This is a genomic window from Streptomyces sp. NPDC002886, assembly GCF_042888445.1.
Taxonomy (GTDB): domain Bacteria; phylum Actinomycetota; class Actinomycetes; order Streptomycetales; family Streptomycetaceae; genus Streptomyces.
Map to the genome: position 1 here is coordinate 41,486 of NZ_JBIAPV010000014.1, position 26,427 is coordinate 67,912.

Annotated in this window: 22 protein-coding genes; 10 read left to right on the forward strand and 12 right to left on the reverse strand. The window is 73.8% G+C overall.

Annotated elements, in window-relative coordinates; all coding sequences use genetic code 11:
• Window positions 1–140 precede the first annotated feature (140 nt).
• The 3 genes from ACFYYB_RS38015 to ACFYYB_RS38025 all read left to right on the forward strand — a co-directional run bounded on the left by ACFYYB_RS38015 (window position 141) and on the right by ACFYYB_RS38025 (window position 4,299).
• A complete protein-coding gene (locus ACFYYB_RS38015; RefSeq protein ID WP_389442463.1) occupies window positions 141–3,425 on the forward strand; it encodes a BTAD domain-containing putative transcriptional regulator in 3,285 nt (1,094 codons plus the stop codon).
• A 41-nt stretch (window positions 3,426–3,466) separates the two neighbouring features.
• A complete protein-coding gene (locus ACFYYB_RS38020; protein ID WP_389442465.1) occupies window positions 3,467–3,772 on the forward strand; it encodes a hypothetical protein in 306 nt (101 codons plus the stop codon).
• Between the two features lie 161 nt (window positions 3,773–3,933).
• Complete coding sequence (locus ACFYYB_RS38025; protein ID WP_389442467.1) at window positions 3,934–4,299, forward strand: DUF1330 domain-containing protein; 366 nt, start codon at window positions 3,934–3,936, stop codon at window positions 4,297–4,299.
• Between the two features lie 31 nt (window positions 4,300–4,330).
• Here the strand turns inward: ACFYYB_RS38025 and ACFYYB_RS38030 are convergent, their stop codons facing one another.
• Window positions 4,331–5,260, reverse strand: a complete 930-nt coding sequence (locus ACFYYB_RS38030) for an alpha/beta fold hydrolase (RefSeq protein ID WP_389442469.1) — start codon at window positions 5,258–5,260, stop codon at window positions 4,331–4,333.
• A 431-nt stretch (window positions 5,261–5,691) separates the two neighbouring features.
• A complete protein-coding gene (locus ACFYYB_RS38035) occupies window positions 5,692–6,384 on the reverse strand; it encodes a metal-dependent transcriptional regulator (protein WP_389442471.1) in 693 nt (230 codons plus the stop codon).
• A gap of 269 nt (window positions 6,385–6,653) precedes the next feature.
• Between ACFYYB_RS38035 and ACFYYB_RS38040 the strand changes: the two genes are divergently transcribed.
• Window positions 6,654–7,409: an SIS domain-containing protein gene (locus ACFYYB_RS38040; protein WP_389442474.1), complete on the forward strand. Its 756-nt coding sequence runs from the start codon at window positions 6,654–6,656 to the stop codon at window positions 7,407–7,409.
• A gap of 176 nt (window positions 7,410–7,585) precedes the next feature.
• Here the strand turns inward: ACFYYB_RS38040 and ACFYYB_RS38045 are convergent, their stop codons facing one another.
• Window positions 7,586–8,908 (reverse strand): PAS domain-containing protein, encoded by a 1,323-nt coding sequence (locus ACFYYB_RS38045; protein WP_389442899.1) that lies wholly within the window; start codon window positions 8,906–8,908, stop codon window positions 7,586–7,588.
• Between the two features lie 598 nt (window positions 8,909–9,506).
• Window positions 9,507–10,130: a pyridoxamine 5'-phosphate oxidase gene (pdxH, locus tag ACFYYB_RS38050; protein WP_389442901.1), complete on the reverse strand. Its 624-nt coding sequence runs from the start codon at window positions 10,128–10,130 to the stop codon at window positions 9,507–9,509.
• Window positions 10,131–10,367: 237 nt separating this feature from the next.
• Here pdxH and ACFYYB_RS38055 point away from each other — a divergent pair, with 237 nt between their 5' ends.
• Complete coding sequence (locus ACFYYB_RS38055; protein ID WP_389442476.1) at window positions 10,368–11,474, forward strand: citrate synthase 2; 1,107 nt, start codon at window positions 10,368–10,370, stop codon at window positions 11,472–11,474.
• Between the two features lie 90 nt (window positions 11,475–11,564).
• Here ACFYYB_RS38055 and ACFYYB_RS38060 read toward each other — a convergent pair whose 3' ends face one another.
• From ACFYYB_RS38060 to ACFYYB_RS38090, 7 genes are all read right to left on the reverse strand, one after another.
• Window positions 11,565–12,158: a TetR/AcrR family transcriptional regulator gene (locus ACFYYB_RS38060; RefSeq protein WP_389442479.1), complete on the reverse strand. Its 594-nt coding sequence runs from the start codon at window positions 12,156–12,158 to the stop codon at window positions 11,565–11,567.
• A complete protein-coding gene (locus ACFYYB_RS38065; RefSeq protein ID WP_389442482.1) occupies window positions 12,155–12,910 on the reverse strand; it encodes an enoyl-CoA hydratase family protein in 756 nt (251 codons plus the stop codon). The genes ACFYYB_RS38060 and ACFYYB_RS38065 overlap by 4 nt, the downstream gene beginning before the upstream one ends.
• A 546-nt stretch (window positions 12,911–13,456) precedes the next feature.
• Window positions 13,457–14,632: an acyl-CoA dehydrogenase family protein gene (locus ACFYYB_RS38070; RefSeq protein WP_389442484.1), complete on the reverse strand. Its 1,176-nt coding sequence runs from the start codon at window positions 14,630–14,632 to the stop codon at window positions 13,457–13,459.
• Window positions 14,629–16,581 carry a biotin carboxylase N-terminal domain-containing protein gene (locus tag ACFYYB_RS38075; RefSeq protein ID WP_389442486.1) on the reverse strand — a complete coding sequence of 651 codons (1,953 nt, stop codon included), beginning with the start codon at window positions 16,579–16,581 and terminating at the stop codon, window positions 14,629–14,631. Before ACFYYB_RS38075 ends, ACFYYB_RS38070 begins: the two co-directional genes overlap by 4 nt.
• Window positions 16,582–16,589: 8 nt before the next feature.
• Window positions 16,590–18,188, reverse strand: a complete 1,599-nt coding sequence (locus ACFYYB_RS38080; RefSeq protein WP_389442488.1) for an acyl-CoA carboxylase subunit beta — start codon at window positions 18,186–18,188, stop codon at window positions 16,590–16,592.
• Complete coding sequence (locus ACFYYB_RS38085; RefSeq protein WP_389442490.1) at window positions 18,185–20,266, reverse strand: acyclic terpene utilization AtuA family protein; 2,082 nt, start codon at window positions 20,264–20,266, stop codon at window positions 18,185–18,187. Before ACFYYB_RS38085 ends, ACFYYB_RS38080 begins: the two co-directional genes overlap by 4 nt.
• Entirely contained in the window at window positions 20,263–21,096 is an 834-nt protein-coding gene (locus ACFYYB_RS38090; protein WP_389442493.1) for a TIGR03084 family metal-binding protein, read from the reverse strand. Before ACFYYB_RS38090 ends, ACFYYB_RS38085 begins: the two co-directional genes overlap by 4 nt.
• A 231-nt stretch (window positions 21,097–21,327) precedes the next feature.
• On the opposite strand from ACFYYB_RS38090, the gene ACFYYB_RS38095 reads away from it, so the two are divergent.
• Together ACFYYB_RS38095 and ACFYYB_RS38100 are read left to right on the forward strand one after the other, a co-directional pair.
• Window positions 21,328–22,479 carry an alpha/beta hydrolase gene (locus ACFYYB_RS38095; RefSeq protein ID WP_389442496.1) on the forward strand — a complete coding sequence of 384 codons (1,152 nt, stop codon included), beginning with the start codon at window positions 21,328–21,330 and terminating at the stop codon, window positions 22,477–22,479.
• 170 nt (window positions 22,480–22,649) lie between these two features.
• Window positions 22,650–23,399 (forward strand): HAD family hydrolase, encoded by a 750-nt coding sequence (locus tag ACFYYB_RS38100; RefSeq protein WP_389442903.1) that lies wholly within the window; start codon window positions 22,650–22,652, stop codon window positions 23,397–23,399.
• Between the two features lie 12 nt (window positions 23,400–23,411).
• On the opposite strand, the gene ACFYYB_RS38105 is transcribed toward ACFYYB_RS38100, so the two are convergent.
• Entirely contained in the window at window positions 23,412–23,894 is a 483-nt protein-coding gene (locus ACFYYB_RS38105; RefSeq protein WP_389442499.1) for a hypothetical protein, read from the reverse strand.
• 83 nt (window positions 23,895–23,977) lie between these two features.
• Here ACFYYB_RS38105 and ACFYYB_RS38110 point away from each other — a divergent pair, with 83 nt between their 5' ends.
• From ACFYYB_RS38110 to ACFYYB_RS38120, 3 genes are all read left to right on the forward strand, one after another.
• Window positions 23,978–25,045, forward strand: coding sequence for a helix-turn-helix transcriptional regulator (locus tag ACFYYB_RS38110; RefSeq protein WP_389442502.1), 1,068 nt, complete (start codon window positions 23,978–23,980; stop codon window positions 25,043–25,045).
• A gap of 61 nt (window positions 25,046–25,106) precedes the next feature.
• A complete protein-coding gene (locus ACFYYB_RS38115) occupies window positions 25,107–25,313 on the forward strand; it encodes a hypothetical protein (protein WP_389442505.1) in 207 nt (68 codons plus the stop codon).
• A gap of 171 nt (window positions 25,314–25,484) precedes the next feature.
• Window positions 25,485–26,393, forward strand: a complete 909-nt coding sequence (locus ACFYYB_RS38120) for a hypothetical protein (RefSeq protein ID WP_389442508.1) — start codon at window positions 25,485–25,487, stop codon at window positions 26,391–26,393.
• The last annotated feature ends 34 nt before the right edge of the window (window positions 26,394–26,427 follow it).

The following is a 26,427-nucleotide window of genomic DNA, read 5'->3' on the forward strand; positions in this document are numbered from 1 at the left end:
TCCGGGGTGGTCCCGCAACCGCTCGGTCGCGGTCACAGGAACACCATGTCCGGGGCCGCGCACGGGCCGCGCACGCGTCACGCACGGGCCGACGCACGTCCACCCAGACCTCCCTGACGGGCAAGAAGTAACGTTGTGGCATGCGTTTCGAGGTGCTGGGGCCACTGACCGTCCGCACGGACGACGGCACTCCCGTGCCCGTCACCGAGGCGAAGGTACGGGCCCTGCTCGCGGCCCTCCTCGTACGCGACGGCCGGCCCGTGCGGGTGGACCGGCTGATCGAGGACCTGTGGGGCGAGGCCGGCGACGCCGCGCCCGGCAACCCGGGGAACACCCTCCAGACCAAGGTCTCCCAGCTCCGCCGGGCCCTCGCCCGGGCCGAGGACGGCGCACGCTCCCTAATCGCGTACGGGCCCGCGGGCTACGCCCTGCGCGCTCCGGCCCGTGCCGTGGACGCGGACCGCTTCGCGGAACTCACCGCGGCGGCGCGCGCGGCGGCGCGGCCGCGGGACAGGGCCGAGCTGCTGACGCGGGCGCTCGGCCTGTGGCAGGGCGAGGCGTACGCCGACTTCCGGGACGCTGAGTTCACGCAGGCGGCCATCGCCCGGCTGGAGGAACAGCGGATCACCGCGTACGAGGAACTGGCCGAAGCCCGCCTCGAACTCGGCGAACACCACGCCCTGGCAGACGACTTGACCGCCCCCGCCGCAGCCCACCCGCTGCGCCAGCGGCTGCGCGGCAGCCAGATGCGGGCCCTGTACCGCGCGGGCCGCCAGAACGAGGCCCTGGCCGTCTACACCCACCTGCGCGAACTCTTCGCCGAGGAACTCGGCATCGACCCGGGAGCGGAACTCTCGGCCCTGTACGAGGCCATCCTCCGCCAGGCCCCCGAGCTGACGGGCCCGACGGCGGCGGGCACGGGGGCGACGGGCACGGCGGCGGCGGGCACGGGGGCGAAGGGCACAGCGGCGAAGGGCACGGGGGCGGCGGGCACAGCGGCGAAGGGCGCCGGGACCGGATCGCCGGCTTCGGAGGAGGGCCGTCTGGGCCCGGCGGTCGGGAGGCTGCCCAGCCCCGTCAGCTCCCTCGTGGGGCGCGAGGCGGCCGTCGGCCGGGTCTGTGCGGCGCTCCGGGGCGGGCGGCTGGTGACGCTGTGCGGGCCCGGCGGCGTCGGCAAGACCCGGCTCGCGCTCGCCGCGGCGGCGCGACTGGAGGAGGCCCACCCCGATGGCGTGTGGTTCGTAGAACTCGCCGGCGCGCACGGCACCTCGGTCGCCGAGGCGGTCGCCGCCACGATCGGGATGCGCGAGGACGACGCGGGCGGCGGCTCCGTCGAGGAACGGCTCGCCGAGGCCCTGCACCGGCGCACGGCCCTGCTCGTGCTCGACAACTGCGAGCACCTCCTCCCGGCCGCGGCGGCCCTCGCCGACCGGCTCCTGCGCCGCGCCCCCGGCCTGCGCGTCCTCGCCACCAGCCAGGAGCCGCTCGCGCTCTCGGGCGAGGTGATCGAGGCCGTCGCCCCGCTCGCGGAGGCCGAGGCCATCGAACTGTTCGCGGCCCGGGCGGCGGCCGCCGCCCCCGGCTTCGCCCTCGGCCCCGGCACCGCCGAGGCCGTGGCCCTGATCTGCCGTCGGCTGGACGGCATCCCGCTCGCACTGGAACTCGCCGCGACGCGGGTCCGGGTCCTGGGCGTGGAGGCCCTGGCGGAACGGCTGCACGACCGGTTCCGCCTGCTCAACCAGGTGCGCCGGGACGCCCCGGCCCGCCAGCGCACGCTGCGCGCGACGATCGACTGGAGCTGGGGGCTCCTCTCCCCGGCCGAGGCGACGGTACTGCGCCGCCTGTCGGTGTTCGCGGGCGGATTCACCGTGGAGGCGGCCGAGGCGGTGTGCGCGGACTCGGACGCGGGGGTCGCCCGTGAGGACGTGCTCGATCTGCTCACGCGGCTCGTGGACTGCTCGCTCGTGGTCTCCGCTTACGGGGACCCGGCCTACGGGGACGCCCGGCCGCGGCTGCTGGAGTCGGTGGCGGCGTACGGGCTGGAGCGGCTCGACGCCGCCGGGGAGACGGGCGCGACCCGGCGGCGGCACGCGGAGTACTGCACGGCGCTCGCCGAGCACGCGGCCGAGCGGCTGCACGGGCCCGGTCAGGGCGAGTGGCTGCGGCGGCTCGACCGGGAGAACCTCAACACCCGGGCCGCCCTGGAGCACGCGGGAGCCGGGGCGACGGGGCGACGGCTGGTCGGGGCGCTGTCCTGGTACTGGTTCCTGCGCGGCCGGATCCAGGAAGCCACCGAGGCCACCCGGGCCGCGGGATCCACGGCCCTGCACGCCGCCTTCGCCCTGCTCGGCGGGGACGACAGCCACCTGGACGGCGACTTCTCCGACGCCGGAATCCGGGACCAGTGGCTGCTGGCCCACGCCCGGTGCGGATTCGGGTCCGGGTCCGACTCCGGCTCCGGCTCGGGCTCGGGCTCCGGCTCGGGCTCCGGCTCGGGCGCCCGCTCCGGCTCCGGCGTGCGCGAGGACGAGCTCGGTCTCCTCCCCGCCCGGTTCCGCGCACGCCGCGACCGCTGGGGCGAGGGGGCCGCGCTGCTCACCCTCTCGACGCGGGCCCTCTACGACGGCGACCTCGCGGAACTGCGCCGCAACGCGGAGGCGGCGGCCGAGGTGTTCACGGAACTGGGCGACATCTGGGGCCAGTTGCAGACCTCGGAGCAGCTCGGCATCCTCGCCGAAGTGACCGGGGACTACGCGGCCGCGGCGCGGCTGCACGAGGACGGCGTACGGGCCGCGCGGGAACTGGAGTTGTGGACGCACGCCTCCTTCCGGCTGGCCCGGCAGGGCCGCATCGCGCTGCTGACCGGCGACCTGGCGCACGCGGCCGACCTGCACGGACAGGCGCTGCGGCTGGCGCAGGAGCAGACCCACCGCCCGGCCGAGCAGTTCGCGGCGATCGGACTGGCCCTGGGCGCGCGGCGCGGCGGCGACCTGGACGGCGCCGAGGCCCTGCTGCGGCCGTGGCTCGACTGGAACCGGCGGCTCGGGGTCGATTCCGGCGCGGCGCTGGTCCTGGCGGAGCTGGGGTACGTCGCGGAGTTGCGGGCCGACCCGGCCGCGGCGGAGTCCCTCCACCGGGACAGCCTCGCGGCGGCCCGCCGCACCGGGGACCCCCGTGCGCTCGCCCTGGCCCTCGAAGGCCTGGCGGGGATACTCCCGCCCGCCCGGGCGGCCTCGCTGCTGGGCACGGCGGCGGCGCTGCGCGCCTCGGTGGGCACCCCGCGCCCCGCGGCGGAGCGCGCCGACACCGACCGGGCGACGGCCCGAGCCCGCGCGGCCCTGGGCCCGGAGGCCTTCGCGAGCGCCTTCGCCGCGGGCGAGGCCCTCCCCCTGCCGGACCAGCTCACCCTCCTGGCCGCCCCGTGACCGCCCCCGCGGCGGGGGGCGGGGCGGGGGCCGGGGCCTCGATGCCCGTGTACGCGTCCCTGAGCCATGTCCTGGCCGAAGTCCTGGTCGATGTCCTGCGGTTCGTCGAGAGCAGTGATGACGAGCAGATGGATCCGGACGACGCCGTCAAGGTCCTGGAGGGCGTCGCCCACGTGGTCGGCAAGCTGTCGAGCGAGCAGCGGGACGAGTTGATCGAACTGCTCGGAACGATGGCCGGTGCGGAGTCCGATCCGGCACGGCGCGCGTTCCTGGAGGGTTTCCCGGAGGGCTTCGGGCTCCTCGCGGATGCGGATGAAGGTGAGGATGCGGACCCGGACGCGGTCTGACCCGTGACCAGGCAGAGGAACGACCGGCGCGGGCCGGAGCCGGACCCGCCGGTCCCGCCCGCCATCCGCCCCCCGCGGCCATGACCTCCGGGGTAATCGCACCGCACCACCGGCCTCGGCTACGTTCTCGGCCATCGCCCACCCCGAAACGAAGGAGCCCGGTGGTGCCCGCTTATGGCTTCGCTCATCTCCGCAGCCGCCGGAGTCACTCCGACGTCATCGAGTACCTGGAGCGCATCCAGGCGACCCTCGACCCCTTCGCGGGCCGCTTCGTCATCCACGGTCCGCCGGCCGAAGTCGTGGAGGGGAGTTGGCCCGGCAGCATGGTGCTGATCGAGTTCCCCGGCCTCGCCGAAGCCCGTGCCTGGTACGACTCTCCGGCCTACCGGGCCATCCTGCACCTGCGCACCGACCACATCGAAGGCGACCTCTTGCTGATCGAAGGGGTCGGGCCGAACTATCGCCCCGCCGAACGAGCCCGCAAACTGCAGGCCGAAGCCCGCCAACCGGGCGGGGCCACCGGCTAGTTCAGGACGCCCGCCCGGCTCCGAGCGGGCCTCATGCCGATGCCTTGATGCCCTCCAGGAACGGCTCCACCGCCGCGCGCCAGGCCGCCGGGTGGTCGTAGTGGAGGTAGTGGCCGGCGTCCGGGATCTCCGCGTACTGTCCGGCCGGCAGGACGCGGACCATTTCCTGGGCCTCCGCCCGGCCCAGTTCGCCGTCCAGGCCGCGGACGACCAGCGTCGGGCAGCTGACCTGGGCGAGCTCCTCCCAGTGCGCGTCGTGCACCCACGTCTCCCGCGCGGTCAGCATCTGGCGGCGCGAGAACAGCGGCCGCCAGCCGTCGTCGGCCTCGTGCATGACCTCCGCGAAGAACTCGCCCCGGCCGGGGTCCGGGCGCTCGACCCGCGGGTCGTCCTCGCCGAACCAGCGCCGCGCGGCGTCCTGGGTGGGGAACGGCAGCGGCCAGTGGCGGAACCATTCCTCCCATTCCTGCTGCGAGGCCTCCCCCAGCGCGGACGCCCGCATGTCGCAGATGACCAGGGCCGCCACGAGGTCGGGGCGGCGGGCGGCCAGCTGCCAGGCGGTGAGGGCGCCCATGGAATGGCCGATCAGCGTCACCGGCGCGAGGCCGAGCTGCTCGACGGCCGCTTCGGCGTCGGCGACGAAGGCCTCCCGGCCGTAGGCGACGGAGCCGGCGGGGCCGGAGGTCGGGGGGCGCTCGCTCTGGCCGTGGCCGCGCTGGTCGAGGGCCACGACGCGGCGGCTCGCGCCGAGCCAGCGTGCGGTGCCCGCCCAGTGGAAGGCGCGGCCCATCAGGCCGTGCAGTAAGAGGGCCGCGGGCTCGCCCGATGGCGCGAGCGGCGGCGAGGGCGACCGAGACGGATCCGCCTCGGGCACAGGCTCACACTCCGCGGTCGCTCCGCGGAATTCCCAGGCCGCAAGGCGTACGCCGTCGGCCCCCGTCACATCGAGGCGTCGTACCACCGCAGATGCACCCCCTTCGCTCCCGGCCACAGTATCGAACCCGTATTCGAAAACGGGGTTCTCGCCGCCAACACCGCTCTTTCGAGTGACCTTGCTCAAGGATTGACCGCCGCTGCCGATGGAGATCCTTTCAACAGGGAGGCGGACCGCTCGGGGAAGACGGTCCGAAGGGATGACCTTGAGAGCTCGGGGCTCCAGGTCAAGCAGGGGAGGACCGGTCCCGGCGCCGTAAGGCGCCGGGACCATCCATACAGATCCGCACCGGTCCACGCCGGCCGACACCAGCCGGATTCGCTCGCACTGGCGACCAGATCGAACGCCCGTGCGTCAGCCTGTCGAAGACAACACCGCTCTAGACAACACCGCTATCGAAGACCACACGGCCGCCGAAGACCAGACAGCCGTCGAAGACCCCCCAACCCCTCCGTACGTCAGCGCTTCGCCACGAACACGTGGGAGGCGATGTCCGCGTCCAGCTCCGCGGCCTCGCCCCCACTGCCGACCAGCACACCGCCGGGCGACTCGGTCACGCTGACCACCGAGCCGGGCTGCACGCCCGCCCGCCGCAACGTGTACATCAGCTGCGCGTCCGTCTGGATCGGCTCGCCGATCCGGCGGATCACCACGGTCTTGCCCTCGACGCCCGGGTCCAGCTCCGCCAGGCTGACCATGCCCTCCTCCAGGAAGGGATCGGCCTCGGCCTTCTCGCCCAGTTCCTCGAGCCCCGGGATCGGGTTCCCGTACGGCGACTCGGTCGGGTGGCGCAGCAGCTCCAGCACCCGCCGCTCCACCGCCTCGCTCATCACGTGCTCCCAGCGGCAGGCCTCGGCGTGCACCTGCTCCCACTCCAGGCCGATGACGTCGACGAGCAGGCACTCCGCGAGACGGTGCTTGCGCATCACCCGCGTCGCGAGCTTGCGACCCTCGTCCGTCAGCTCCAGGTGCCGGTCGCTGGCGACCGCCACCAAGCCGTCGCGCTCCATCCGCGCCACCGTCTGACTCACCGTCGGGCCGCTCTGGTCGAGCCGCTCGGCGATGCGGGCGCGCATGGGAACCACACCTTCCTCTTCCAGTTCGAGGATGGTGCGGAGGTACATCTCCGTGGTATCGATCAGTCCGGACATTCGTGCCCCTCGGATTGCGTGCGCTGGCCCTGCCCCCAATTCTGACGCATCGCGCCGACAACCGTCCCGTGCTGGACGTCAAGGGCTGTTCCGGACTGCCCCCAAACGCCTCCCCGGACCCCCCGGCCGCCTCTCATTACGCCCCCCCACCGGGCCTTTCGCCCCTTGGATTGACGTTCGTATTGACACGCCCTTGGTCCAGACCGCACGGTGAGCGGCGGACACGGACGACAACCTCACCCACTCCCACCCCGGAAGGCCATCGGCGTATGAGCGAGAGCAAGCTGGCCGGTCAGTTCTTCGACGCCGCGATCGGCCTGCTGGAGCGGGTACGGGACGAGGAGTCCGCCCGCATCAACGAGGCCGGCACCGTCATCGCGGACGCCGTGGCCGCCGGGAACAAGCTCTTCGCCTTCGGCGCCGGGCACTCCTCTCTCCCGGCCCAGGACGTGGTCTACCGGGCCGGCGGACTCGCCCTGATGAACTTCCTCGCCGTCCCCGGCACCGTCGGCATCGACGTCATGCCCGCCACCCTCGGCAGCGCCCTGGAGCGCGTCGACGGCCTCGCCGGGGCGGTCCTGGACAGCAGCCCGGCCAGTGACGGCGACGTCCTCGTGATCATCTCCCTCTCCGGGCGCAACGCCCTGCCGGTCGAGATGGCCATGAACGCCCGCGCGATCGGCCTCAAGGTCATCGGCGTCACCTCGGTGGCCTACGCGACCGACACCAAATCCCGCCACGTCTCCGGCACTTTCCTCAAGGACCACTGCGACATCGTCCTCGACAGCAAGATCGCGGTCGGCGACGCCGAGCTCACCCACGAGGGCATCGAAGCCCCCTTCGCCCCCGCCTCCACCGTCGTGACCAGCGCGATCATGCAGGCGGTCATGGCCGCCGCGGCCGGCGAGCTCGTCGCCCGCGGGGTCGAGCCGCCGCTGCTGCGCTCGGGCAACGTCGACGGCGGCCACGAGTGGAACGGCCGCGTGATGCAGGAGTACGGCGACCGCATCTTCTTCCGCCACTAGGGTCCCGCCACTAGGCGGTCTCTTTCGGATCTTGTCGGCCGAGTCCGCGGTGTCTGGTGCCGTGCATGGGCGCGCTGCCGGGGCGTGCGTGTACTTGGACGTACTCGGTCGCCCCGGCAGTGCGGCCAGGTGCGGTGCCAGGCACCGCGGGCCCGGCAAGATCCGAAAGAGACGGCCTAGGCCTGCCGCGGATTCCGCCCGGCCAGGTCCAGGTCCGCGGCGACGCGGGCCGCCACCTCCTCCGCGTACGCCGCGTCCGCGCGCTCGAAGGCGGGTCTCGACGGGCCCCGCAGGAACGTCAGCGTCCCCAGGTTCCGGCCCCGGCTGCGCAGGACCGTGCACAGGGCGTGCGCCGCGTCCTCGGGCCAGCGCCGGGCACCCGCCCACGCCGCGTCGGCCTGCCCGCGCGGCGCGCTGGCCCGCACCGACCCGGCCCGGTCCAGCGCCTGCAGCGCCGGGTGGCCCGCCTCGTAGCGCAGGGGGATCGCCCCGGGCTCGGGGAGCCCCGGCAGGCCCGGCGGGGACGCCGCCCAGCGCAGCAGCCGTACGCGCTCCCGCGGCGAGCCGTCCAGTACGTCCACCAGCGCGTGCTCGGCGAAGCCGGCCAGGGCGAACTCCAGCCGGACCGCCGCCGCCTCCGCCGGATCCTCGCACTCGGCGGCGGCCCGCCCGGCCCGGTACAGCTGATGGGACCGGAACCGCAGCTGCGCCGTGTCCAGCTGCGCCTGCCGGGCCTCGGTGACATCCTGGAACAGCAGCGCCACCCCGAGCGGTACGGGTTCCTCCGCGAGCGGCGACGCCAGGCGCAGGAACCCGCACCGCCAGCACCGCCGCCGCACGCCCTCGGAGCCCCGTACGGACACCCACAGCTCCAGCGGCGCCGGGGGCGCGCCTTCGGCCAGTACGTGCTGCAGGGCCCCCTCCAGCTCCTCCGCCCCCTGCGCGAGCAGGTCGCCCAGCGGCCGCCCGAGCAGCACGGTGCGGCCGGAGCCGAAGGCGCGGGCGGCGTGCACGTTGACCACGGCCGGGCGCAGGTCCACGTCGACGAGCACGACCCCCCAGGAGGCGTCCTCCATGAGGGCCTCGCTCAAGGCGATGGAACGCTCCAGGTCGATCTGCGCGTGCACCTCGCTGAAGGCGCAGTACACCCCGGCCGGCTTCCCGTCGGCGCCCGGCACCCCCGCGGACTGGGTCCGCACGAGCACCCGCCCGCCGTCCTTGGTCAGTAGCGCGAACTCGTGCACCTGCCGCCCCGGCACGTCCTGCGCGGCCATGAGCCTGTCCTGCACGTCCTGGGCGTCGGCGGCCCGTACGGCCCACCCCGCGAACCCCTTGCGCCCCACGGCCTCGATCGCCGACCACCCCAGGATCCGCTCGGCCTCACGGTTCCAGTGGGTGATCACACCGTCGGCATCGAACGCGCACAAGGCCGCGTCCATCCCGTCCAGCAGCGCGGCGAGCAGATCGTCGGCGGTCTCACTACGTCCGGATGCAGTCACCTGGGCCCCCTGCAGGTGTTCGCGTGTGCGGCACGTCACGTCATTGAACTCGAACGTGACGCAGCCCACACCGGTTTCTGCGGATTGGGGCAGGAAATCCGGTCCGAAGCCGGTCAGGAAGAGGATCAGGGCGACCACCACAAGGACGATGCCGGCCACCACCGCGTACTGGTGCACGCTCTCCCACCGCGTCGTCTGCCGGGCGATGCGCGGCTCGGCCTGCGGGTCGGGGGCCCAGTCGGCCCGGCGGTGCTCCGTCAGGAGGGACCGCAGTCCCTCGACCTCCTGCTCGACGCCCGTCGTCTCGTTCCCCGCCGGAAAATAAACGGTTGTCGGGGCGCGGCGACGTGCCTAGGCTCTGTGTCACACGAGAAGGGAGGTGGTTGCCGCAATGTACGGAAACCGGACGCGTGAGGTGGCTGCGGGCTAAAGCGCCCGCTGTCGCACGCACCTAGTGCGGTGCCTGGCGGAGTCGCCGGCGCCAATCCCAAGCAGTCACCCGACCCGCGAGCTCGCCGGTACGTCCGGCCGGCTTCCCCCACTGCAGGGGGGAAACCCGAGCTCGCGGGTCGCCTGCGTGTATGGACCCCCTACGGGGTCACGGGCAGAGGCGCTCCACGCGCCAGGTGCCGGCCTCCAGGACGTAGCGGAGGCGGTCGTGGAGGCGGTTCTCGTGGCCCTGCCAGAATTCCACCGCGTCGGGGACCACGCGGATCCCGCCCCACTGCGGGGGGACGGGGACTTGTTCGCCCTCGGGGTAGCGGGCTTCCAGTTCCGCGTAGCGGCGGTCCAGCTCCTCGCGGGAAGCGATCACCGTGGACTGTTCGCTGGCCCAGGCGCCCAGCTGGGAGCCGTGGGGGCGGGAGCGGAAGTACGCGGCCGTCTCGTCGCGGCCGATGCGCGAGGCCGTGCCGGTGACGATGACCTGGCGGGCGATCGGATGCCAGGGGAACAGCAGGGAGACGAAGGGGTTGGCGGCCAGTTCGCGACCCTTGCGGGAGTCGTAGTTCGTGAAGAAGACGAAGCCGCGGTCGTCGAACTGCTTCAACAGGACCGTGCGCGAGCTGGGCCGGCCGTCGGGAGTTGCGCTCGCGACGACCATCGCGTTGGGTTCGAAGACGTTCGCCTCCGCGGCGTCCCGGAACCAGCGCGCGAACTGGCCCATCGGCTCGTCGGCGAGGCTCTCCTCGGCGACGAGCTGGGAGCGGTACTGCTTGCGCATGTCGGCAGGATCAAGGTGCTCATCGGTCACGCGGCCATCCTGCCGCAGTGGGGCGTCCGCGACTGTGCCGTATGTCACGCTTCCCCGCGCCAAGCGGAACGGACAAAATCTTGGGGCCGGTCCGACGGTCCCGAACGGATGACCATCGGCCGTGCCGGGCATCAACGGGGATGACCGCGCCGGACCGCGAATCACGCCGGGAGCCGCGCGTGTTCGCACTATTTGAGGAGCCGCCTGATGTCCGACTTCGTACCCGGTCTCGAGGGAGTCGTCGCGTTCGAAACGGAGATCGCCGAACCCGACAAGGAGGGTGGGTCGCTGCGCTACCGGGGCGTCGACATCGAAGACCTCGTGGGCCACGTCTCCTTCGGGAACGTATGGGGCCTGCTGGTCGACGGTGCCTTCAACCCCGGACTGCCGGCCGCCGAGCCCTTCCCGATCCCGGTGCACTCCGGTGACATCCGGGTCGACGTGCAGTCCGCGCTCGCGATGCTCGCCCCCGTGTGGGGTCTGAAACCGCTGCTCGACATCGACGAGCGGACCGCGCGCGACGATCTGGCGCGGGCGGCCGTGATGGCGCTGTCGTACGTCGCCCAGTCCGCGCGCGGCCAGGGACGGCCGATGGTCCCGCAGAGCGAGATCGACAAGGCCGAATCCGTGGTCGAGCGGTTCATGATCCGCTGGCGCGGCGAGCCCGACCCGCGCCACGTCAAGGCCGTCGACGCCTACTGGACCTCGGCCGCCGAGCACGGGATGAACGCTTCGACCTTCACCGCGCGCGTCATCGCCTCGACGGGTGCCGATGTCGCGGCCGCGCTGTCCGGGGCGGTGGGCGCCATGTCCGGGCCGCTGCACGGCGGGGCGCCCTCGCGCGTCCTCGGCATGATCGAGGAGATCGAGCGCACCGGCGACGCCGTGGCGTACGTGAAGAAGGCCCTGGACAAGGGCGAGCGGCTGATGGGCTTCGGCCACCGCGTCTACCGCGCCGAGGACCCCCGCGCCCGCGTGCTGCGGCGTACGGCCAAGGAGCTGGACGCCCCTCGCTACGAGGTGGCCGCCGCGCTGGAGAAGGCCGCCCTGGAGGAGCTGCACGCGCGCCGTCCCGACCGGGTGCTCGCGACGAACGTGGAGTTCTGGGCCGCGATCATGCTGGACTTCGCGGAGGTCCCGGCGCACATGTTCACCTCGATGTTCACGTGTGCCCGTACCGCCGGCTGGTCCGCGCACATCCTGGAGCAGAAGCGCACGGGCCGCCTGGTCCGCCCCTCGGCCCGCTACACCGGGCCGGGCGTGCGCAACCCGCGCGAGATCGCGGGCTTCGAGGACATCGCCTCCACCGCCTGATCACGCCGTGCGCCGGCTGCCCCCGCACAGGGCCGCCGCCGTGACGAAGGGCGCCGCATCCCCTCGGGGTGCGGCGCCCTTCGCGTCCCGTCAGCCCAGTTCCGAGTCGAGGATCCGCGCCCACTGGGCGACCACCCGCGCGCGGCGGGCGGTGTCGTCGGTGAGGACGTTGGCCAGGCCCAGGCCGCGGGCCATGTCGAGCAGGCCCTGCACGGTCTCCCGTACGCCCGGTACGGACTCGTCCGCGCCCAGCAGTTCCACGGCCATGCGGTGGGTCTCGCGGCCCACGCGGGCCTCCAGCTCGGCCACGCGGGGCCGCAGCTGCTCCTCGTGGGAGGCCGCGACCCACAGCTGGAGCGCGGCGCGGAACATCGGACCGGTGTACAGGTCGATGAGCGCTCCGACCACGTCGGCGCGGGCCGCGGCGGCGCCGCCGTGCGGGAACAGGTCCAGCAGGGCGGTGGAGCGCACCTCGGCCATGTACTCGACGGCCGCCGTGAACAGTTCCTCGCGGGTGCGGAAGTGGTGCTGGGCCGCTCCGCGCGAGACGCCGGCGCGCTCCGCGACCACGGCGACGGTGGAGCCGGCCCAGCCCTGTTCGGCGAGGCAGGAGACGGCCGCGTCCAGGAGATGGCGGCGGGTCACGCGGCTGCGGGCCTGCTTGGGCCCGCTCTCTGTGGTCACCGCAGCCACGACGGCTCCCGTCGCTCGAAGCGGGCGCTGATGCCCTCGCGGGCCTCGGCGGAGGCGAAGTGCCGGGCCGACAGCTCGGCGAGGGCGGCGCCGTCCCGCTCCAGGGCGGCCCGTACTGGGGCGGTGACCAGCCGTTTCGTCGCGGCCAGGGCCTCGGGGCCGGCCTTGCGGAGGCCTTCCAGGACGGGCGCCAGGACCTTGTCGAGGCCCTCGGCGTCCGTGGCATCCGCGCCGTGGAGGGTGAGCAGGCCGATGCGGGTGGCTTCGGCGGAGTCGAAGACCTCGGCGGTCAGGAGGTAGCGGGCGGCGGCGCGGGGGTCCAGGCGCGGGAGCAGCGGCGCGGAGATCACGGCCGGGACGACACCGAGGTGCGTCTCCGTGAAGGCGTACGTGGACGCCGGCCCGGCGGCGGCGATGTCGCAGACGCCGAGCAGGCCGAGGCCGCCCGCGCGGACGTGGCCGGTGACGCGGGCGACGACCGGCACGGGGAGCTCCGCGATCTCCCGGAGCAGGGCCAGGAAGTCCGCCGGGTCGCAGGGGGACTTGAGGTCGGCGCCGGCGCAGAAGGTGGTGCCGGTGTGGGTGAGGACGACCGCCCGGGTGGACCCGTCCGCTGCCGCGGTGGCGAGGGCCGTGCGGAGTTCCTGGACCAGGGGGGCGGAGAGGGCGTTGCGGTTGGCCGGGGAGTCGAGGGTGAGGGTGGTGAGGCCGGGCGTTCGCGCGGCGTGGACCAGTCGGGGCATGTCTCCTCCGGAGGGGGTGGTCGGCTCGGTCGGGATCCCCTCCGGGGAGGGTATGCAGGCCGCCTGCGGCGGGCTCGGGTGGGCTGGCTCGGCCGGCCCGGCCGGGGGGCGAGGCCCCCTCAGCCCCGGCTGCGGGTGTGCCGCTGCGCGGGGCGGAAGTCCCCGCTGCGACCCTTTGCCGCTGCGCGGGGCGGAAGTCCCCTACCCGCCCTTCCACCGTTCCCAGGGCGCTGCCCTGACCCGGTCCTCAAACGCCGGACCGGCTGGGAAGGGGTACCGGGCTGCGCCCGGACCCCCTGGGGCTCCGCCCCGGACCCCGCGCCTCAAACGCCGGCGAGGCTGAAAGTGCCCGGCCCGGGGGTCCGGGGCGCAGCCCCGGGGAACGGGCGAAGGGCGGGTAGGGGACCCGGCCCCGCAGGGCCAACCCACCCGCACCCGCCCACCCGCCCCGCGCCGGGACGGCCGTGGCGAGCACCCCGACCAGCCACCGCCGGACGGAGTCCGGCGCAGCGGTGCGAGAGGTGCGTCGGGAAGGTGCCGGCGGGGCTAGTAGGACTTGGGGAGGCCCAGGGTTTGGTGGGAGATGAAGTTGAGGATCATCTCGCGGCTGACCGGGGCTATTCGGGCCACCCGGGAGGCGACGATGAGGGCCGCGAGGCCGTACTCGCGGGTGAGGCCGTTGCCGCCCAGGGTGTGGACGGACTGGTCCACCGCCCGGACGCACGCCTCCCCCGCCGCGTACTTCGCCATATTCGCGGCCTCCCCCGCCGCCATGTCCTCCCCGGCGTCGTACAGGTGGGCCGCCTTCTGCATCATCAGGCGGGCCAGTTCGAGGTCGATGTGGGCGGCCGCCAGGGGGTGCGCGATGGCCTGGTGGGCGCCGATCGGGGCCTTCCAGACCTGGCGGGTCTTCGCGTAGTCGACGGCCCGGGCGAGGGCGTAGCGGCCCATGCCGATGGCGAAGGCGGCGGTCATCACCCGCTCGGGGTTGAGGCCCGCGAAGAGCTGGAGCAGGCCCGCGTCCTCGTCGCCGACCAGCGCGGAGGAGGGGAGACGCACGTCGTCCAGGACCAGCTCGAACTGCTTCTCCGCCGCCTGGAGTTCCATGTCGATGGGGGTGTACCCGAAACCGGATGCCTCGCGGGGGACGATGAACAGGCAGGGCTTGAGACTGCCCGTCCTCGCGTCTTCCGTGCGGCCCACGATGAGGGTGGCGTCGGCGATGTCCACGCCGGAGATGAAGACCTTGCGGCCGGTGAGGATCCAGTCGTCGCCGTCGCGGCGGGCGGTGGTGGTGATGCGGTGGGAGTTCGAGCCGGCGTCGGGTTCGGTGATGCCGAAGGCCATGGTGCGGGTGCCGTCGGCGAGGCCGGGGAGCCAGGCCCGCTTCTGGTCCTCGGTGCCGAAGCGGGCGATGACCGTGCCGCAGATGGCCGGCGAGACGACCATCATGAGGAGCGGGCAGCCGGCGGCGCCGAGTTCTTCGAGCACGATGGAGAGTTCGGCGATGCCGCCGCCTCCGCCGCCGTACTCCTCCGGGAGGTTGACTCCGAGGTAGCCCAGTTTGGCGGCGTCCGACCACAGTTCGTCGGGGTGGCCGCCCTCCCGGGCGATGCGGGCGAGGTACTCGCGCCCGTACTTGCGGCCGAGGGCGGCGACCGCCGCGCGCAGGGCCTGGTGTTCTTCGGATTCGAGCGTCGTGGTGCCGGGGGTGGAGCTCATGCTTCCTCCTGGACTACGGCGAGCAGGGCGCCGAATTCGACCTGTTGGCCGGTGACGGCGTGGAGCGCGGTGAGCGTGCCGGAGGCGGGCGCGAGGATGCGGTGCTCCATCTTCATGGCCTCCAGCCAGAGCAGGGGCTGCCCGGCGGTGACGGGGCTGCCGGCGGCGAGGCCCTCGGCGACCCGGACCACGGTCCCGGGCATGGGGGCGAGCAGGGAGCCCGGTTCGGTGCGGTCCTGGGGGTCCTCGAACCGGGGGACGGGGGTCAGGGCGCGGGAGCCGAGCACGGAGTCCACGTAGGTCGTGTTCGATTTTTGTTTCACGTGGAACAGCCGCCGGACGCCGTCCACTTCGAGGGTCACCGCGTCGCGCGCGGCGGACAGGACCCGCACACCGGGGTGGTCGATGAGTTCCGGGGGGCCGCTGCGCGAGGGGTGGTAGCGGACCTCGTACTCGGTCCCGGCCGCCGTGTACCGGCGGCTCTGCGGCTGCGAGCGGAGGTTGCGCCAGCCGCCGAGGCGGGTGGCCAGCGGGGCGTCCGGCTCGGGGGCGGAGTCGGCGAGGGCGGCGGCGAGCGCACTGAGTACGGGGGCCCGGTCGTCCGGGGTGGCCTCGGTGAGGGCGGTCAGGTGGCGCTCGTAGAACCCGGTGTCGAGCCGGGCCGCCGCGAACTCCGGATGCCGCAGGGAGCGTACGAGGAGCTCGCGATTGGTGATCAGCCCGTGGATCCGGGCTCCGGCGAGGGCGTGGGCCAGGGCGCGGACCGCCTCGGCGCGGGTCGGAGCATGGGCGACGACCTTGGCCAGCATGGGGTCGTAGTGGACGGAGACGGTGTCCCCGTCGGTGAAACCGGTGTCCACGCGGACCGTGGAGGGGACGTCGAGGGTGTGCAGGACACCGGTCTGCGGGCGCCAGTCGGCGGACGGGTCCTCGGCGTAGAGGCGGGCCTCGACGGCGTGTCCGGCGGGGGTGGGGGGGTCCAGGGGCAGGGCCGCGCCCTCGGCGATCCGTAGCTGAAGGGCGACGAGGTCGAGGCCGAAGACGGCTTCGGTGACCGGGTGTTCCACCTGGAGGCGGGTGTTCATCTCCAGGAAGTACGGGCGGCCGTCGGCGGTGACGAGGAACTCCACCGTGCCGGCGCCCTCGTACGAGACCGCGCGGGCGGCGGCCACGGCGGCCTCGTGGAGCGTGGTGCGCAGGGCCTCGGGAAGGCCGGGCGCGGGGGCTTCCTCGATGACCTTCTGGTGGCGCCGCTGGAGGGAGCAGTCGCGGGTGCCGAGCGCCCACACCGTGCCGTGGGAGTCGGCGAGGACCTGCACCTCGACGTGGCGGCCGCGCTCCACGTAGGGCTCGGCGAAGACCTCTCCGTCCCCGAAGGCGGAGAGGGCCTCGGCGGAGGCGGCTTCGAGGGACTCCTTGAGGGAGTCGAGGTCGCGGACCACCCGCATCCCGCGGCCGCCGCCGCCCGCGGCGGCCTTGAGGAGCAGCGGGAGGTCGGCTGCGGTGGCGGCGTGCGGGTCTACGGGGTCGAGCAGCGGGACCCCGGCGGCGCGCATCAGCTCCTTGGCCCGGGTCTTGGAGGCCATGGCCTCCATGGCCGCGGGCGGCGGGCCGACCCAGGTGAGCCCGGCGGCGCGCACGGCGCGGGCGAAGTCGGCGTTCTCGGAGAGGAAGCCGTAGCCGGGGTGGACGGCGTCGGCGCCCGCCGCGAGGGCGGCCGCGATGACCAGGTCGCCGCGCAGGTAGGTGTCGGCGGGGGCCGCGCCGGGCAGCCGGACGGCCGCGTCGGCCGCGCGGACGTGCAGGGCGTCGGCGTCCGGGTCGGAGTGGACGGCGACGGTGTCCAGGCCCAGGGCGCGGGCCGTGCGGAAGACGCGGACCGCGATCTCGCCGCGGTTGGCGACCAGGAGGGAGGTCAGGTTCGTGGGGTGGGGCGTGTTCAGAGTCATGTGCGGGCTCACATCCGGAAGACGCCGAAGCCGCCACGGGCGCCCTCGACGGGGGCGTTGTGGACGGCCGAGAGGCACAGGCCGAGGACGGTGCGGGTGTCGCGGGGGTCGATGACCCCGTCGTCGTACAGCCGTCCGGACAGGAACATCGGCAGGGACTCGGACTCGATCTGCGCCTCCACGAAGGCACGCATGCCAGCGTCGGCCTCTTCGTCGTAGGGCTGTCCCTTCGCGGCCGCGGACTGGCGGGACACGATCGAGAGCACGCCGGCGAGCTGGGCGGGACCCATGACGGCGGACTTGGCGCTGGGCCAGGCGAAGAGGAAGCGGGGCTCGTAGGCCCGGCCGCACATGCCGTAGTGGCCGGCGCCGTAGCTGGCGCCGATGAGGACGGAGAGGTGGGGGACCTTCGAGTTCGAGACCGCGTTGATCATCATCGAGCCGTGTTTGATGATGCCGCCCTGCTCGTACTCCTTGCCGACCATGTAGCCGGTGGTGTTGTGGAGGAAGAGGAGCGGGATGTCGCGCTGGTTGGCGAGCTGGATGAACTGGGCCGCCTTCTGCGATTCCGCGCTGAACAGCACCCCTTGGGCGTTGGCGAGGATGCCGACCGGGTAGCCGTGCAGGCTCGCCCAGCCGGTGACCAGGCTGGTGCCGTAGAGGGGCTTGAACTCGTCGAAATCGGAGGCGTCGACGATCCGGGCGATGACCTCGCGGGGGTCGAAGGGGGTCTTCAGGTCGGCCGGGACGATCCCGAGGAGTTCCTCCGGGTCGTGGAGGGGTTCCTCGGCGCGCGCCGGATCGGCCTGGGCCTTGCGGTGGTTGAGGCGGGCGACGACGCGGCGGGCCTGACGGATGGCGTCGTGCTCGTCGAGGGCGTAGTAGTCGGCGAGGCCGGAGGTCCGGGCGTGCATGTCGGCTCCGCCGAGGGACTCGTCGTCGCTCTCCTCGCCGGTGGCCATCTTGACGAGCGGCGGGCCGCCCAGGAACACCTTGGAGCGGTCCTTGATCATGATGGTGTGGTCGGACATGCCGGGGATGTACGCACCTCCGGCGGTGGAGTTGCCGAAGACGACGGCGATGGTGGGGACGCCGTCGGCGGAGAGCCGGGTGAGGTCGCGGAAGATGGCGCCGCCCGGGATGAAGATCTCCTTCTGGGAGGGGAGATCGGCCCCGCCGGACTCGACGAGGCTGATGCAGGGGAGCCGGTTCTGGCGGGCGATCTCGTTGGCCCGCAGGGCCTTCTTGAGTGTCCAGGGGTTGGACGCGCCGCCGCGGACCGTGGGGTCGCTGGCGGTGATCAGGCATGCGACGCCCTCGACGGTGCCGATGCCGGTGACCATGGAGGCGCCGACCGGGTAGTCGCTGCCCCAGGCGGCGAGCGGGGACAGCTCCAGGAAGGGGGTGTCCGGGTCGAGGAGCAGCTCGACGCGCTCGCGGGCGAGGAGCTTGCCGCGGCTCTTGTGGCGGGCCGTGTACTTCTCGCCGCCGCCGGCGAGGGCGGCGGCGTGCGCGGCGTCGAGCTCGGCGAGGCGCTCCAGGGCGGCGGTACGGGCCTGCGCGTGCTCGGGGGCGAGCGGGTCGACGGCACTCTTGATGCGGGTCACGGGGTCCCCTCCGGGGTGGTGGTTGCGGGGGGCTCGGCGGGGGGCTGCGCGGACGGTTGCGGCCGGGCTGCGGGAGCGTCCACCGGCCGTGGCGGCACCGCCGCGGGAGCGTCCGCCGACGGTTGCGGCACCGCTGCGGGAGCGTCCACCGGCCGTGGCGGCACCGCCGCGGGAGCGTCCGCCGGCGGTGGCAGCAGGGCTTCGGGGATGTCCACGTGGCGGGAGCGGAGCCATTCGCCGAGGGCCTTGGCCTGGGGGTCGAAGCGGTGGCCGGAGGCCACGCCGTCGCCGAGGATCCGGGTGACGGTGAAGTTGAGGGAGCGCAGGTTCGGGAGTTCGGCGCGGGCCACTTCCAGTGCGGCCGCCTCGGGGAGCAGCGCCTTGAAGGCTTCGACGGTGAGGGTGGTGCGGAGCCACTCCCAGGCGGGCCCGGTCTCGGCCCACACCCCGACGTTGGCGTCCCCGCCCTTGTCTCCGCTGCGGGCCCCGAAGAGGGTGCCCAGCGGCACCCGGCGGGTGGGGGCGGCGGGCGCCGTCGGAGCCTGAGTCTCCGGAGTGGTGGGCCCTGCGGGGCTTTCCCCCACCCCGCCCCTTCCCCAAACCGGGGGCTCCGCCCCGGCCCCTGCGGAGGCTCCGCCCCCGGACCCCCGCTCCTCGAACGCCGGAGGGGCCGGAGGGGACTCCGGCGGGGATGGTTCAGCCCCGCCGGCGCTTGAGGCGCGGGTCTGGGCGGAGCCCGGGGAACGGGCGAAGGGTGGGGAGGGGACCAGCCCCGCAGGGCCACCGTCCGCACCCACCCGCAGCCTCGTGCCGTCCGGGAGGACCGCCGTGTGGGGGACCTCGCCCGAGGGGAGGGTGGTCGCGGTGAAGACTCCGTACGGCTGGGCCGGGGACGGTGGGGCCGTGACGTGGAAGCCGGGGTAGCTGGCCAGGGCCAGTTCGATGGCCGCCGAGGTCAGAGCGCGGCCGACACGGTCGGGGGACTCGTCCCGGACAACCAGGCGGAGCAGCGCGCTCGCGGTCTCCTCCGTCTCCGCGTCCGCGTGGTCCGTACGGGACAGGGTCCAGGAGACGGAGGAGACCGGCCCGAGCAGTTCGGCCAACTGCGCCCGTACCAGCCCGGCCTTCGCGTCGATGTCCAGGCCCGTCAGGACGAAGACGACCTCGTTGCGCCAGCCCCCGATGCGGGTCACGCCCACCTTCAGGGTGCCGGGCGGGACCTCCCCCAGGACACCGGAGATCCGGACCCGGTCCGCGCCCGCCTCCGCCAGCCGGACCGTGTCCAGGCGGGCCGTCACATCGGGGCCGAGGTAGCGGGTTCCCTGGGTTTCGTAGAGGAGTTGAGCCGTGACCGTACCGACGGAGACGACGCCGCCCGTGCCCGGATGCTTCGTGATGACCGACGAGCCGTCTTCCGCGATCTCCGCCAGCGGAAATCCCGGGCGGGACACGTCGTGCCGGGTGAAGAAGGCGTAGTTGCCGCCCGTGGCCTGGGTGCCGCACTCCAGTACGTGGCCCGCCACCACCGCCCCGGCCAGCCGGTCGTGGTCGTCCGGCGCCCAGTCGAACCACCAGGCCGCGGGCCCGCTGACCAGCGCGGCGTCCGTGACCCGGCCGGTCACCACCACGTCCGCGCCCGCCCGCAGGCAGGCCGTGATCCCGGCGCCGCCGAGGTAGGCGTTCGCCGTGAGCGCGCCCTCACCCGACGGCAGCGCGTACGGCATCAAGTCGTCGCCCTCCACGTGGGCGACCACGACCGGGACCGACAGCTTCGCGGCCAGCGCGCGGACCGCTCCGGCGAGTCCCGCCGGGTTCAGGCCGCCCGCGTTCACGACGATCCGTACGCCCCGCTCGTGGGCGAGGCCGAGGCACTCCTCCAGCTGGCGCAGGAAGGTTTTGGCATAGCCGAGTTCCGGGTTCTTCAGCCGGTCGCGGCCAAGGATCAGCATGGTCAGCTCGGCCAGGTAGTCCCCGGTCAGCACGTCGAGGGGGCCGTCCGTCAGCATCTCGCGCAGGGCGTCGAAGCGGTCTCCGTAGAAGCCCGACGCGTTGCCGATGAGGAGGGGGCGACGGGTCATCGGGAGGCCCCCGGCGTGCGGCCCGGGCCCGCCGGGCCCGCGAAGGCCTGGGCGATGTCGAGCCAGCCGTCGGCGTCGGGGCCGGACGCCGTCAGCGCCAGGTCGGCGCGGTGGGCGCGCTGCGTCACCAGCAGGCAGAAGTCGAGCGCCGGGCCGGTGACCCGCTGCGGCGCGTCCTCGGGACCGTACGTCCACACCTCGCCCGGGGCTCCCGGAGCCGTCAGCTCCACCCGGAACTCCCCCGCCGGCGCCGGCAGGCCCCGTACCGCGTAGGCGTAGTCCCGCGCCCGTACGCCGATCCGTGCCACGTGCCGCAGCCGGGCCGTCGGTGTCCGGCGCACCCCGAGCGCGTCCGCCACGTCCTGGCCGTGCGCCCAGGTCTCCATCAGGCGGGCGCTCGCCATCGACGCGGCCTTCATCGGCGGCCCGTACCAGGGGAACTTGGCGTCGGGAGAGGCCGCGGCGAGGGCCCCGTCGAGGGCCGCGCGGCCCTCCCGCCAGCGGGCGAGCAGCTCGGCGGGGGCCAGTGCGGCGCCGGTCTCGGCACCCGCGTCGACGAAGGAGTCGGGTGCCTTCAGCGCCTCCTCGACCAGCCCCGCGAAAGCGGCGGGATCGGTGAGCGCGAGCAGCGCCGCCCGGTCGGTCCAGTGCAGGTGGGCGATCTGGTGGGCGAGGCTCCAGCCGGGCGCGGGCGTGGGCTTCGCCCAGTCGGGGTCGGGCAGTTCCCCGACCAGCGAGTCGAGGTCCCGGCCCTCCTCGCGGAGGTCCGCGAAGACGGCGAACACGGTGGGGACGGCGGGGACGTTCTCGACAGCGGACGGATCGGGCACGGGTGCGCTCCCCTTCTCGGCGTGAGGGGAAGCGTGGCAGCCGCCAGGAAAACAATCAAGCGTGCTTGCATTTATTTTTGAGGAAGGGAACAAGGGCGGAAAGAAGGGGACTTGGGCGGCGAGGGGTGCGCACCGCGGACGGGTGCGGCGGCGTTCACCCCCTAGGAAGATTGGTCCAGACCTTCTAGGGTGAGCGAGGTCCTTCCGCACACTGTTCCCTCGGGGTGGTAGATGGTCACGCGCCGGTCCCTGCTCGTTCTCGCCGGTCTGAGCGCGGGGGCGGCCGCCCTGCCCTCCGCGCCCGCGCTCGCCGCCGGGCACCGGTACGGAGGGCAGGTCATCGAGCTCCCCGCCCCCACCTCCCGGCGGCCGGTGGGCACCGTCGACCTGCACCTGGTCGACCACGACCGTGACGACCCCCTCGCCCCGGACCGCCGGCCGCGCGAACTCATGGTCCAGCTCTGGTACCCCGCGCTCACCACCGCCGGCTTCCGCCGGGCCCCGTACACCACGGGCCGGGTCGCCGCCGCCCTGGAGACGGGCCTGCCCCTCGAGCCCGGCACCCTGGGGGCCGTACGCCCGCACGCCCGGACCGGCGCCCCGCCCGTGCCGGGGCCGCTGCCGCTGGTGCTGCTGGGGCACGGGCGCAAGGGCGGCCGCAGCAACTGCACGGCCCTGGCCGAGGAGCTCGCCTCGTACGGGTACCTGGTCGCGGGCATCGACCACACCTACGACGCCGCGGTCGTGGAGTTCCCCGACGGCCGGACCGTCCTCAGCGTGCTGCCCGAGGAGTCGGACGACTGGGACCGCCAGGAACGGCTCGAAATCACCACCCGCGTCGGCGACTTGCGGTTCGTGGCCACGACCCTGACCCGTCGGCGACGGTCACCCTGCGCGGACCCGCACCGGATCGGCGTCGTCGGACATTCCATGGGCGGGGCCGCGGCCGCCGAACTCCTGCGCGTCGACGGCCGCTTCGCCGTCGGGGTCGGCCTCGACGGAGCCCTGTTCGGCTCGCCGGTGGCCGACCTCGGGCTGGACCGCCCGTACCTGCTGCTCACCGCACTGGAGGACCACGACACCTGGCGGCGCTGGCGCGAGCACCAGCGCGGATGGGGACGCCAGTTGCGGGTGCGCGACACCGGGCACCTCACCTACACCGACCTGCCGCACTTCGCCGGTCCCGGCGGCCTGGCGGAGTCCTGGCCGCCCGACCTGTACGCCGAACTGCTCGGAACCCTGGACCCGGCCCGCTCGACCGAACTGATCCGGACCTACACCCGCCTGACCCTCGACCGGTTCCTGAAGGGCCGGCCGTCCCCCCTGCTGAACAGCCCCTCCCCGCGCTACCCGGAGGTCGACTTCCGCTGGACGCGCGGCTGACGAGGACGACATCGCCGACGCCCGCCGCGAGCACCGGATCCGCTTGCGCGGGGCGTACGACCGCGGCGAGGATCCCCGTCAAGGCCGGACACGATTGCAGGGACGGGGAGATGGGCATGGGCGGGGACGGCGACATCGACCGGGACGGCGGCAGGGGCGGGGACGGCGGCATGGACCGGGACCCGCACAGGGACGAAGGCCTGCTCGCGGGCTCCCTCAAAGGCGTGATGTTCGACTTCTCCGGCACCCTCTTCCGCGTCGAGCCCACCGAGGACTGGCTGCGTGCCGTCCTGACGGACACCGGCATCGACCTGCCCGAGGCCGAACTCACCGCCCTGGCCGCCCTGCTCGAAGCAGCGGGCGCCCTGCCCGGCGGAGCCTCGCCGCAGCGGCTGCCGGCCCGGCTGGAGCCCCTGTGGCGGGAGCGGGACCTGAGCCCCGAGCAGCACCGGGCCGCCTACACGGCCCTCACCCGGGAGGTGCCGCTGCCCTCCCCGGAGCTGGCCGACGCCCTCTACGACCGGAGCTGGACGCCCGCGGCCTGGTGGCCCTACCCCGATACCGCCGCCACGCTCGCCGCCCTGCACGAGCGGGGCGTCCCCGTAGCCGTCGTCAGCAACATCGGTTGGGACCTGCGCCCCGTCTTCCGCGCCCACGGGGTCGACCGGTTCGTCGACGCGTACGCGCTGTCCTTCGAGCACGGAGTCCAGAAGCCCGATCCCCGCCTGTTCCGGGTCGCCTGCGAGGCCCTCGGGGCGGTGCCCGCGGACGTGCTCATGGTCGGTGACGACGCCGTCGCGGACGCCGGGGCCGCGGCGCTGGGGTGCCCGGTCCGGCTGGTCGCACACCTGCCGGTGGAGCAGCGGCCGAGCGGGCTCGGCGCGGCGCTCGGGCCGCTCGGGCTGCTCGGTCAGCTCTGACGGCCGCCCTCTTCAGCCGGCAGCGCCCTCGACCGCCCGCCGGCTGAAGTCCATCGTCCAGTTGTGGACCCAACTCGCGCCCCCGTCGGCCGAGAAGAGCTGCTCCCAGCGCGGGGAGTCCGTCCCCGCGCCCGTCCGCGACCACACGAAGCGCACCCGGACCGCCTTGCCCTCGTAGGTGTCCTCGCCTTCGAAGACGCCCGTACCCGTCGTCGCGTCGAACCCTCCCGTGACGGGCGGGAAGAGCGTCCCGGTCCGGCGGCTGGCCCAGTTGAGGGTCCACTGCTCGCGCTCGGGGTCGTAGAGGCGCAGGGTCATTCCCGCGAACCCCTTCGTCGGGAACTCGATCTCGTCGAAGCTCGCGGCGCCGTCGAAGTGCCGCGTGGCCCGGGACACCGCCGGGAACACCTCCCAGCCGCTGTCCGCGTCCAGGAAGTCCGCGAGCCAACGGTTGGTGACGTCCCAGGTGCCGGCGAAGAAGTCGAAGTCGTTCATGTGCGGTCTCCCCAAACTGTTCTCCGTGCTGATGGGGGAACCGTAGGAGCACTTCACTGACATCCTGTGGCAGTGAAGTGCGCGTGAAGTCCAGCCGACTGCTCTCGATCCTGCTCCTGCTCCAGACCCGGGGCCGGATGACCGCCGCCGAGCTCGCCGGGGAGCTGGAGGTGTCGGTCCGTACGGTCTACCGCGACGCGGAGGCGCTGGCCGCCGCCGGCGTCCCGCTGTACGGAGACGCCGGACACAGCGGCGGCTACCAGCTCCTCGACGGCTACCGCACCCGTCTCACCGGACTGGCCCCGGGCGAGGCGGAGGCCCTCTTCCTCACCTCGATGCCCGGCCCGGCCGCCGAACTGGGCCTCGGCCGGGCCCTGTCCACCGCCCAGCTGAAGCTGCGCGCCGCCCTGCCCGCGGAGCTGCGTGCGCAGGCCGACCGGATGCGGCTGCGCTTCCACCTGGACGCGCCCGGCTGGTACGCGGAGCACGAGGAGACCCCGCACCTGGCGCGGGTCGCCGACGCGGTGTGGCGGGGGCGGGTCGTCGAGGTCCGGTACCGGCGCTGGAAGGCGCCCCACGAGGTGGACCGGCGGCTGGCCCCCTACGGGCTGGTCCTGAAGGCCGGGCGCTGGTACCTGGTCGCGGGCACGGCGGCGGAGCCGGGCACGCCGGCCGAGCCCGGTACGCCGACCGAGCCGGGCACCCCGACCCCCGCCGGTCCCCCGCACACCTACCGGGTGGACCAGATCCTGGCCGTCCGCGAGACCGGCGAGGAGTGCGCGCTCCCCGACGGTTTCGAGCTCGCCGCCCACTGGCGGCGCACGCAGGCCGAGTTCCACGAGCGGCTGTACGCGGAGGAGGCGCGGGTACGGGTCTCCGCGCGCGCGGCCGCCCGGCTGACCGGCGCCCAGGCCAGGGCCCTGACCTCCACCGGGACCCCGGACCCCGAACTGCCCGGGTGGACCCGGGCGGTCCTGCCGATCGAGTCGCAGGACCACGCGGAGGCACAGTTCCTGGAGCTCGGCGCGGAGGCGGAAGTGCTCGCCCCGCCGGCCCTGCGCCGGCGCATCGGAGCGGCCGCGGCCGCGACGGCGGCCCGCTACGGGGCTGCGGGGGCGGGCGGGGAGCACGGGACGGGCGACGGCGAGTGACGGTTCGCACAGCAACGGTCGAGGCCTTCCCTCCGGCCCGGGCGGCTGGGATGCTCCCCGCATGACGACTCGTCGGATGTACTGCGCGACCGCGGCCCTGAGCGCCCTCGCGCTGGGCGTGGCCATGTTCAGCGGCTGGGGTCAGGACTTCCCGGACGGGGACCCGCAGACCGGGACGCCCGAAACGGCGCAGGTCGAGGCGAACGTCCAGCACGCGGACGTGGCGCCCCTGCCGGTCGGGCCGGCCGGCGACATCATCTGGAGCTGAGCACCGGACCGGAACCACGCCGGACCCGCACCGCACCGCACCGGCGTGGCCTGAACTCGCCCCCGCTCACCCCCAGCAGCCCCTCAAACCTCCCTGGAACAAAGGGAGTCGGTATACCGTCGTCGCCGACCACGAGGGCCATGCGGTACGGGGCACGGGAGCTGGAGCGGCATGAGCGTCGACGTTCGCTATCGGGTGGAACGGATCGCGCTGGCCCTGATGTCCATATCGGGCGTCGTGGTCCTGATCGCGGACCTCTTCGGGTGGCTCGACGCGCTCGCTCCGGGCGGCGCGCTCCCCAAGGTCACCCTGCTCATCCTGAGCACGGTCACCGTGTTCCTGCTCCTGGAGATCGACCGCCTGCGCAAGCTCGACGTGGTCGAGGACAAGGTCACCCAGCTCGGCGACACCGTGCGGACGGAGGTCGCCCGGCTCGACAGCAGCTTCCGGGTGCACCTCGCCAAGCTGGACATCGAGACCGTCGCGGAGCAGCTCAGGCAGGAGAACTACCTCGGCGTGATCCAGGTGCACCCGGATTTCCCCGACGCGCGGTTCTGCGCGTTCGTGGAGGGCGCCACCCAGGAGGTGGTCATCCTGCAGACCTTCGTCCCCAACCTGGCCCACCTCCAGCCCTCGCTGGAGAAGGCGCTGGTGGACCACGGCATCCCGGTGCGGGTCATGCTCCTGTACCCCTCTTCCCCCGTGGCGGGACTGCGCGACGAGGCGCTGCGTGCCGTACGGGATCCCGCCCTCGCGCTGGACGTGAAGGCCCGGGTGGAAATGTGCCTCGCCGGCCTCGCGGAGCTGCACAGGGCGGTCGGGCCGGCGGGCCGGGCCCTGCTCAGGGTGCGGGTGTACAACTCCCTGCCGTCCATCGCCGTGCACAAGGCCGACGAGCACTTTCTGGTCAGTTCGTTCCTGCACGGCCAACTGGCCGTCGACTCCGCCCAGACTGAGATCGACGGCGGTGACACCACGATGGGCCGGCAGGTCCAGCGGGAGCTGGACACGCTGTGGGAGATCGGCCGCGACGTGGCGCTCCCCGACTGGCGCGAGTCGCTCAGGAACATCGTCTGGTGATCGGGCGGCGATCCGGCCCGATCCCCACGCGGAG

What these genes read in the sequence shown, in the direction of transcription:
- ACFYYB_RS38015 (WP_389442463.1), top strand. Translation starts at nt 141, where the DNA reads ATGCGTTTCGAGGTGCTGGGGCCACTGACCGTCCGCACGGACGACGGC.
- ACFYYB_RS38020 (WP_389442465.1), top strand. Translation starts at nt 3,467, where the DNA reads ATGCCCGTGTACGCGTCCCTGAGCCATGTCCTGGCCGAAGTCCTGGTC.
- ACFYYB_RS38035 (WP_389442471.1), bottom strand. Translation starts at nt 6,384, where the DNA reads ATGTCCGGACTGATCGATACCACGGAGATGTACCTCCGCACCATCCTC.
- ACFYYB_RS38040 (WP_389442474.1), top strand. Translation starts at nt 6,654, where the DNA reads ATGAGCGAGAGCAAGCTGGCCGGTCAGTTCTTCGACGCCGCGATCGGC.
- pdxH (WP_389442901.1), bottom strand. Translation starts at nt 10,130, where the DNA reads ATGCGCAAGCAGTACCGCTCCCAGCTCGTCGCCGAGGAGAGCCTCGCC.
- ACFYYB_RS38055 (WP_389442476.1), top strand. Translation starts at nt 10,368, where the DNA reads ATGTCCGACTTCGTACCCGGTCTCGAGGGAGTCGTCGCGTTCGAAACG.
- ACFYYB_RS38065 (WP_389442482.1), bottom strand. Translation starts at nt 12,910, where the DNA reads ATGCCCCGACTGGTCCACGCCGCGCGAACGCCCGGCCTCACCACCCTC.
- ACFYYB_RS38070 (WP_389442484.1), bottom strand. Translation starts at nt 14,632, where the DNA reads ATGAGCTCCACCCCCGGCACCACGACGCTCGAATCCGAAGAACACCAG.
- ACFYYB_RS38075 (WP_389442486.1), bottom strand. Translation starts at nt 16,581, where the DNA reads ATGACTCTGAACACGCCCCACCCCACGAACCTGACCTCCCTCCTGGTC.
- ACFYYB_RS38085 (WP_389442490.1), bottom strand. Translation starts at nt 20,266, where the DNA reads ATGACCCGTCGCCCCCTCCTCATCGGCAACGCGTCGGGCTTCTACGGA.
- ACFYYB_RS38095 (WP_389442496.1), top strand. Translation starts at nt 21,328, where the DNA reads ATGGTCACGCGCCGGTCCCTGCTCGTTCTCGCCGGTCTGAGCGCGGGG.
- ACFYYB_RS38100 (WP_389442903.1), top strand. Translation starts at nt 22,650, where the DNA reads ATGGACCGGGACCCGCACAGGGACGAAGGCCTGCTCGCGGGCTCCCTC.
- ACFYYB_RS38105 (WP_389442499.1), bottom strand. Translation starts at nt 23,894, where the DNA reads ATGAACGACTTCGACTTCTTCGCCGGCACCTGGGACGTCACCAACCGT.
- ACFYYB_RS38115 (WP_389442505.1), top strand. Translation starts at nt 25,107, where the DNA reads ATGACGACTCGTCGGATGTACTGCGCGACCGCGGCCCTGAGCGCCCTC.
- ACFYYB_RS38120 (WP_389442508.1), top strand. Translation starts at nt 25,485, where the DNA reads ATGAGCGTCGACGTTCGCTATCGGGTGGAACGGATCGCGCTGGCCCTG.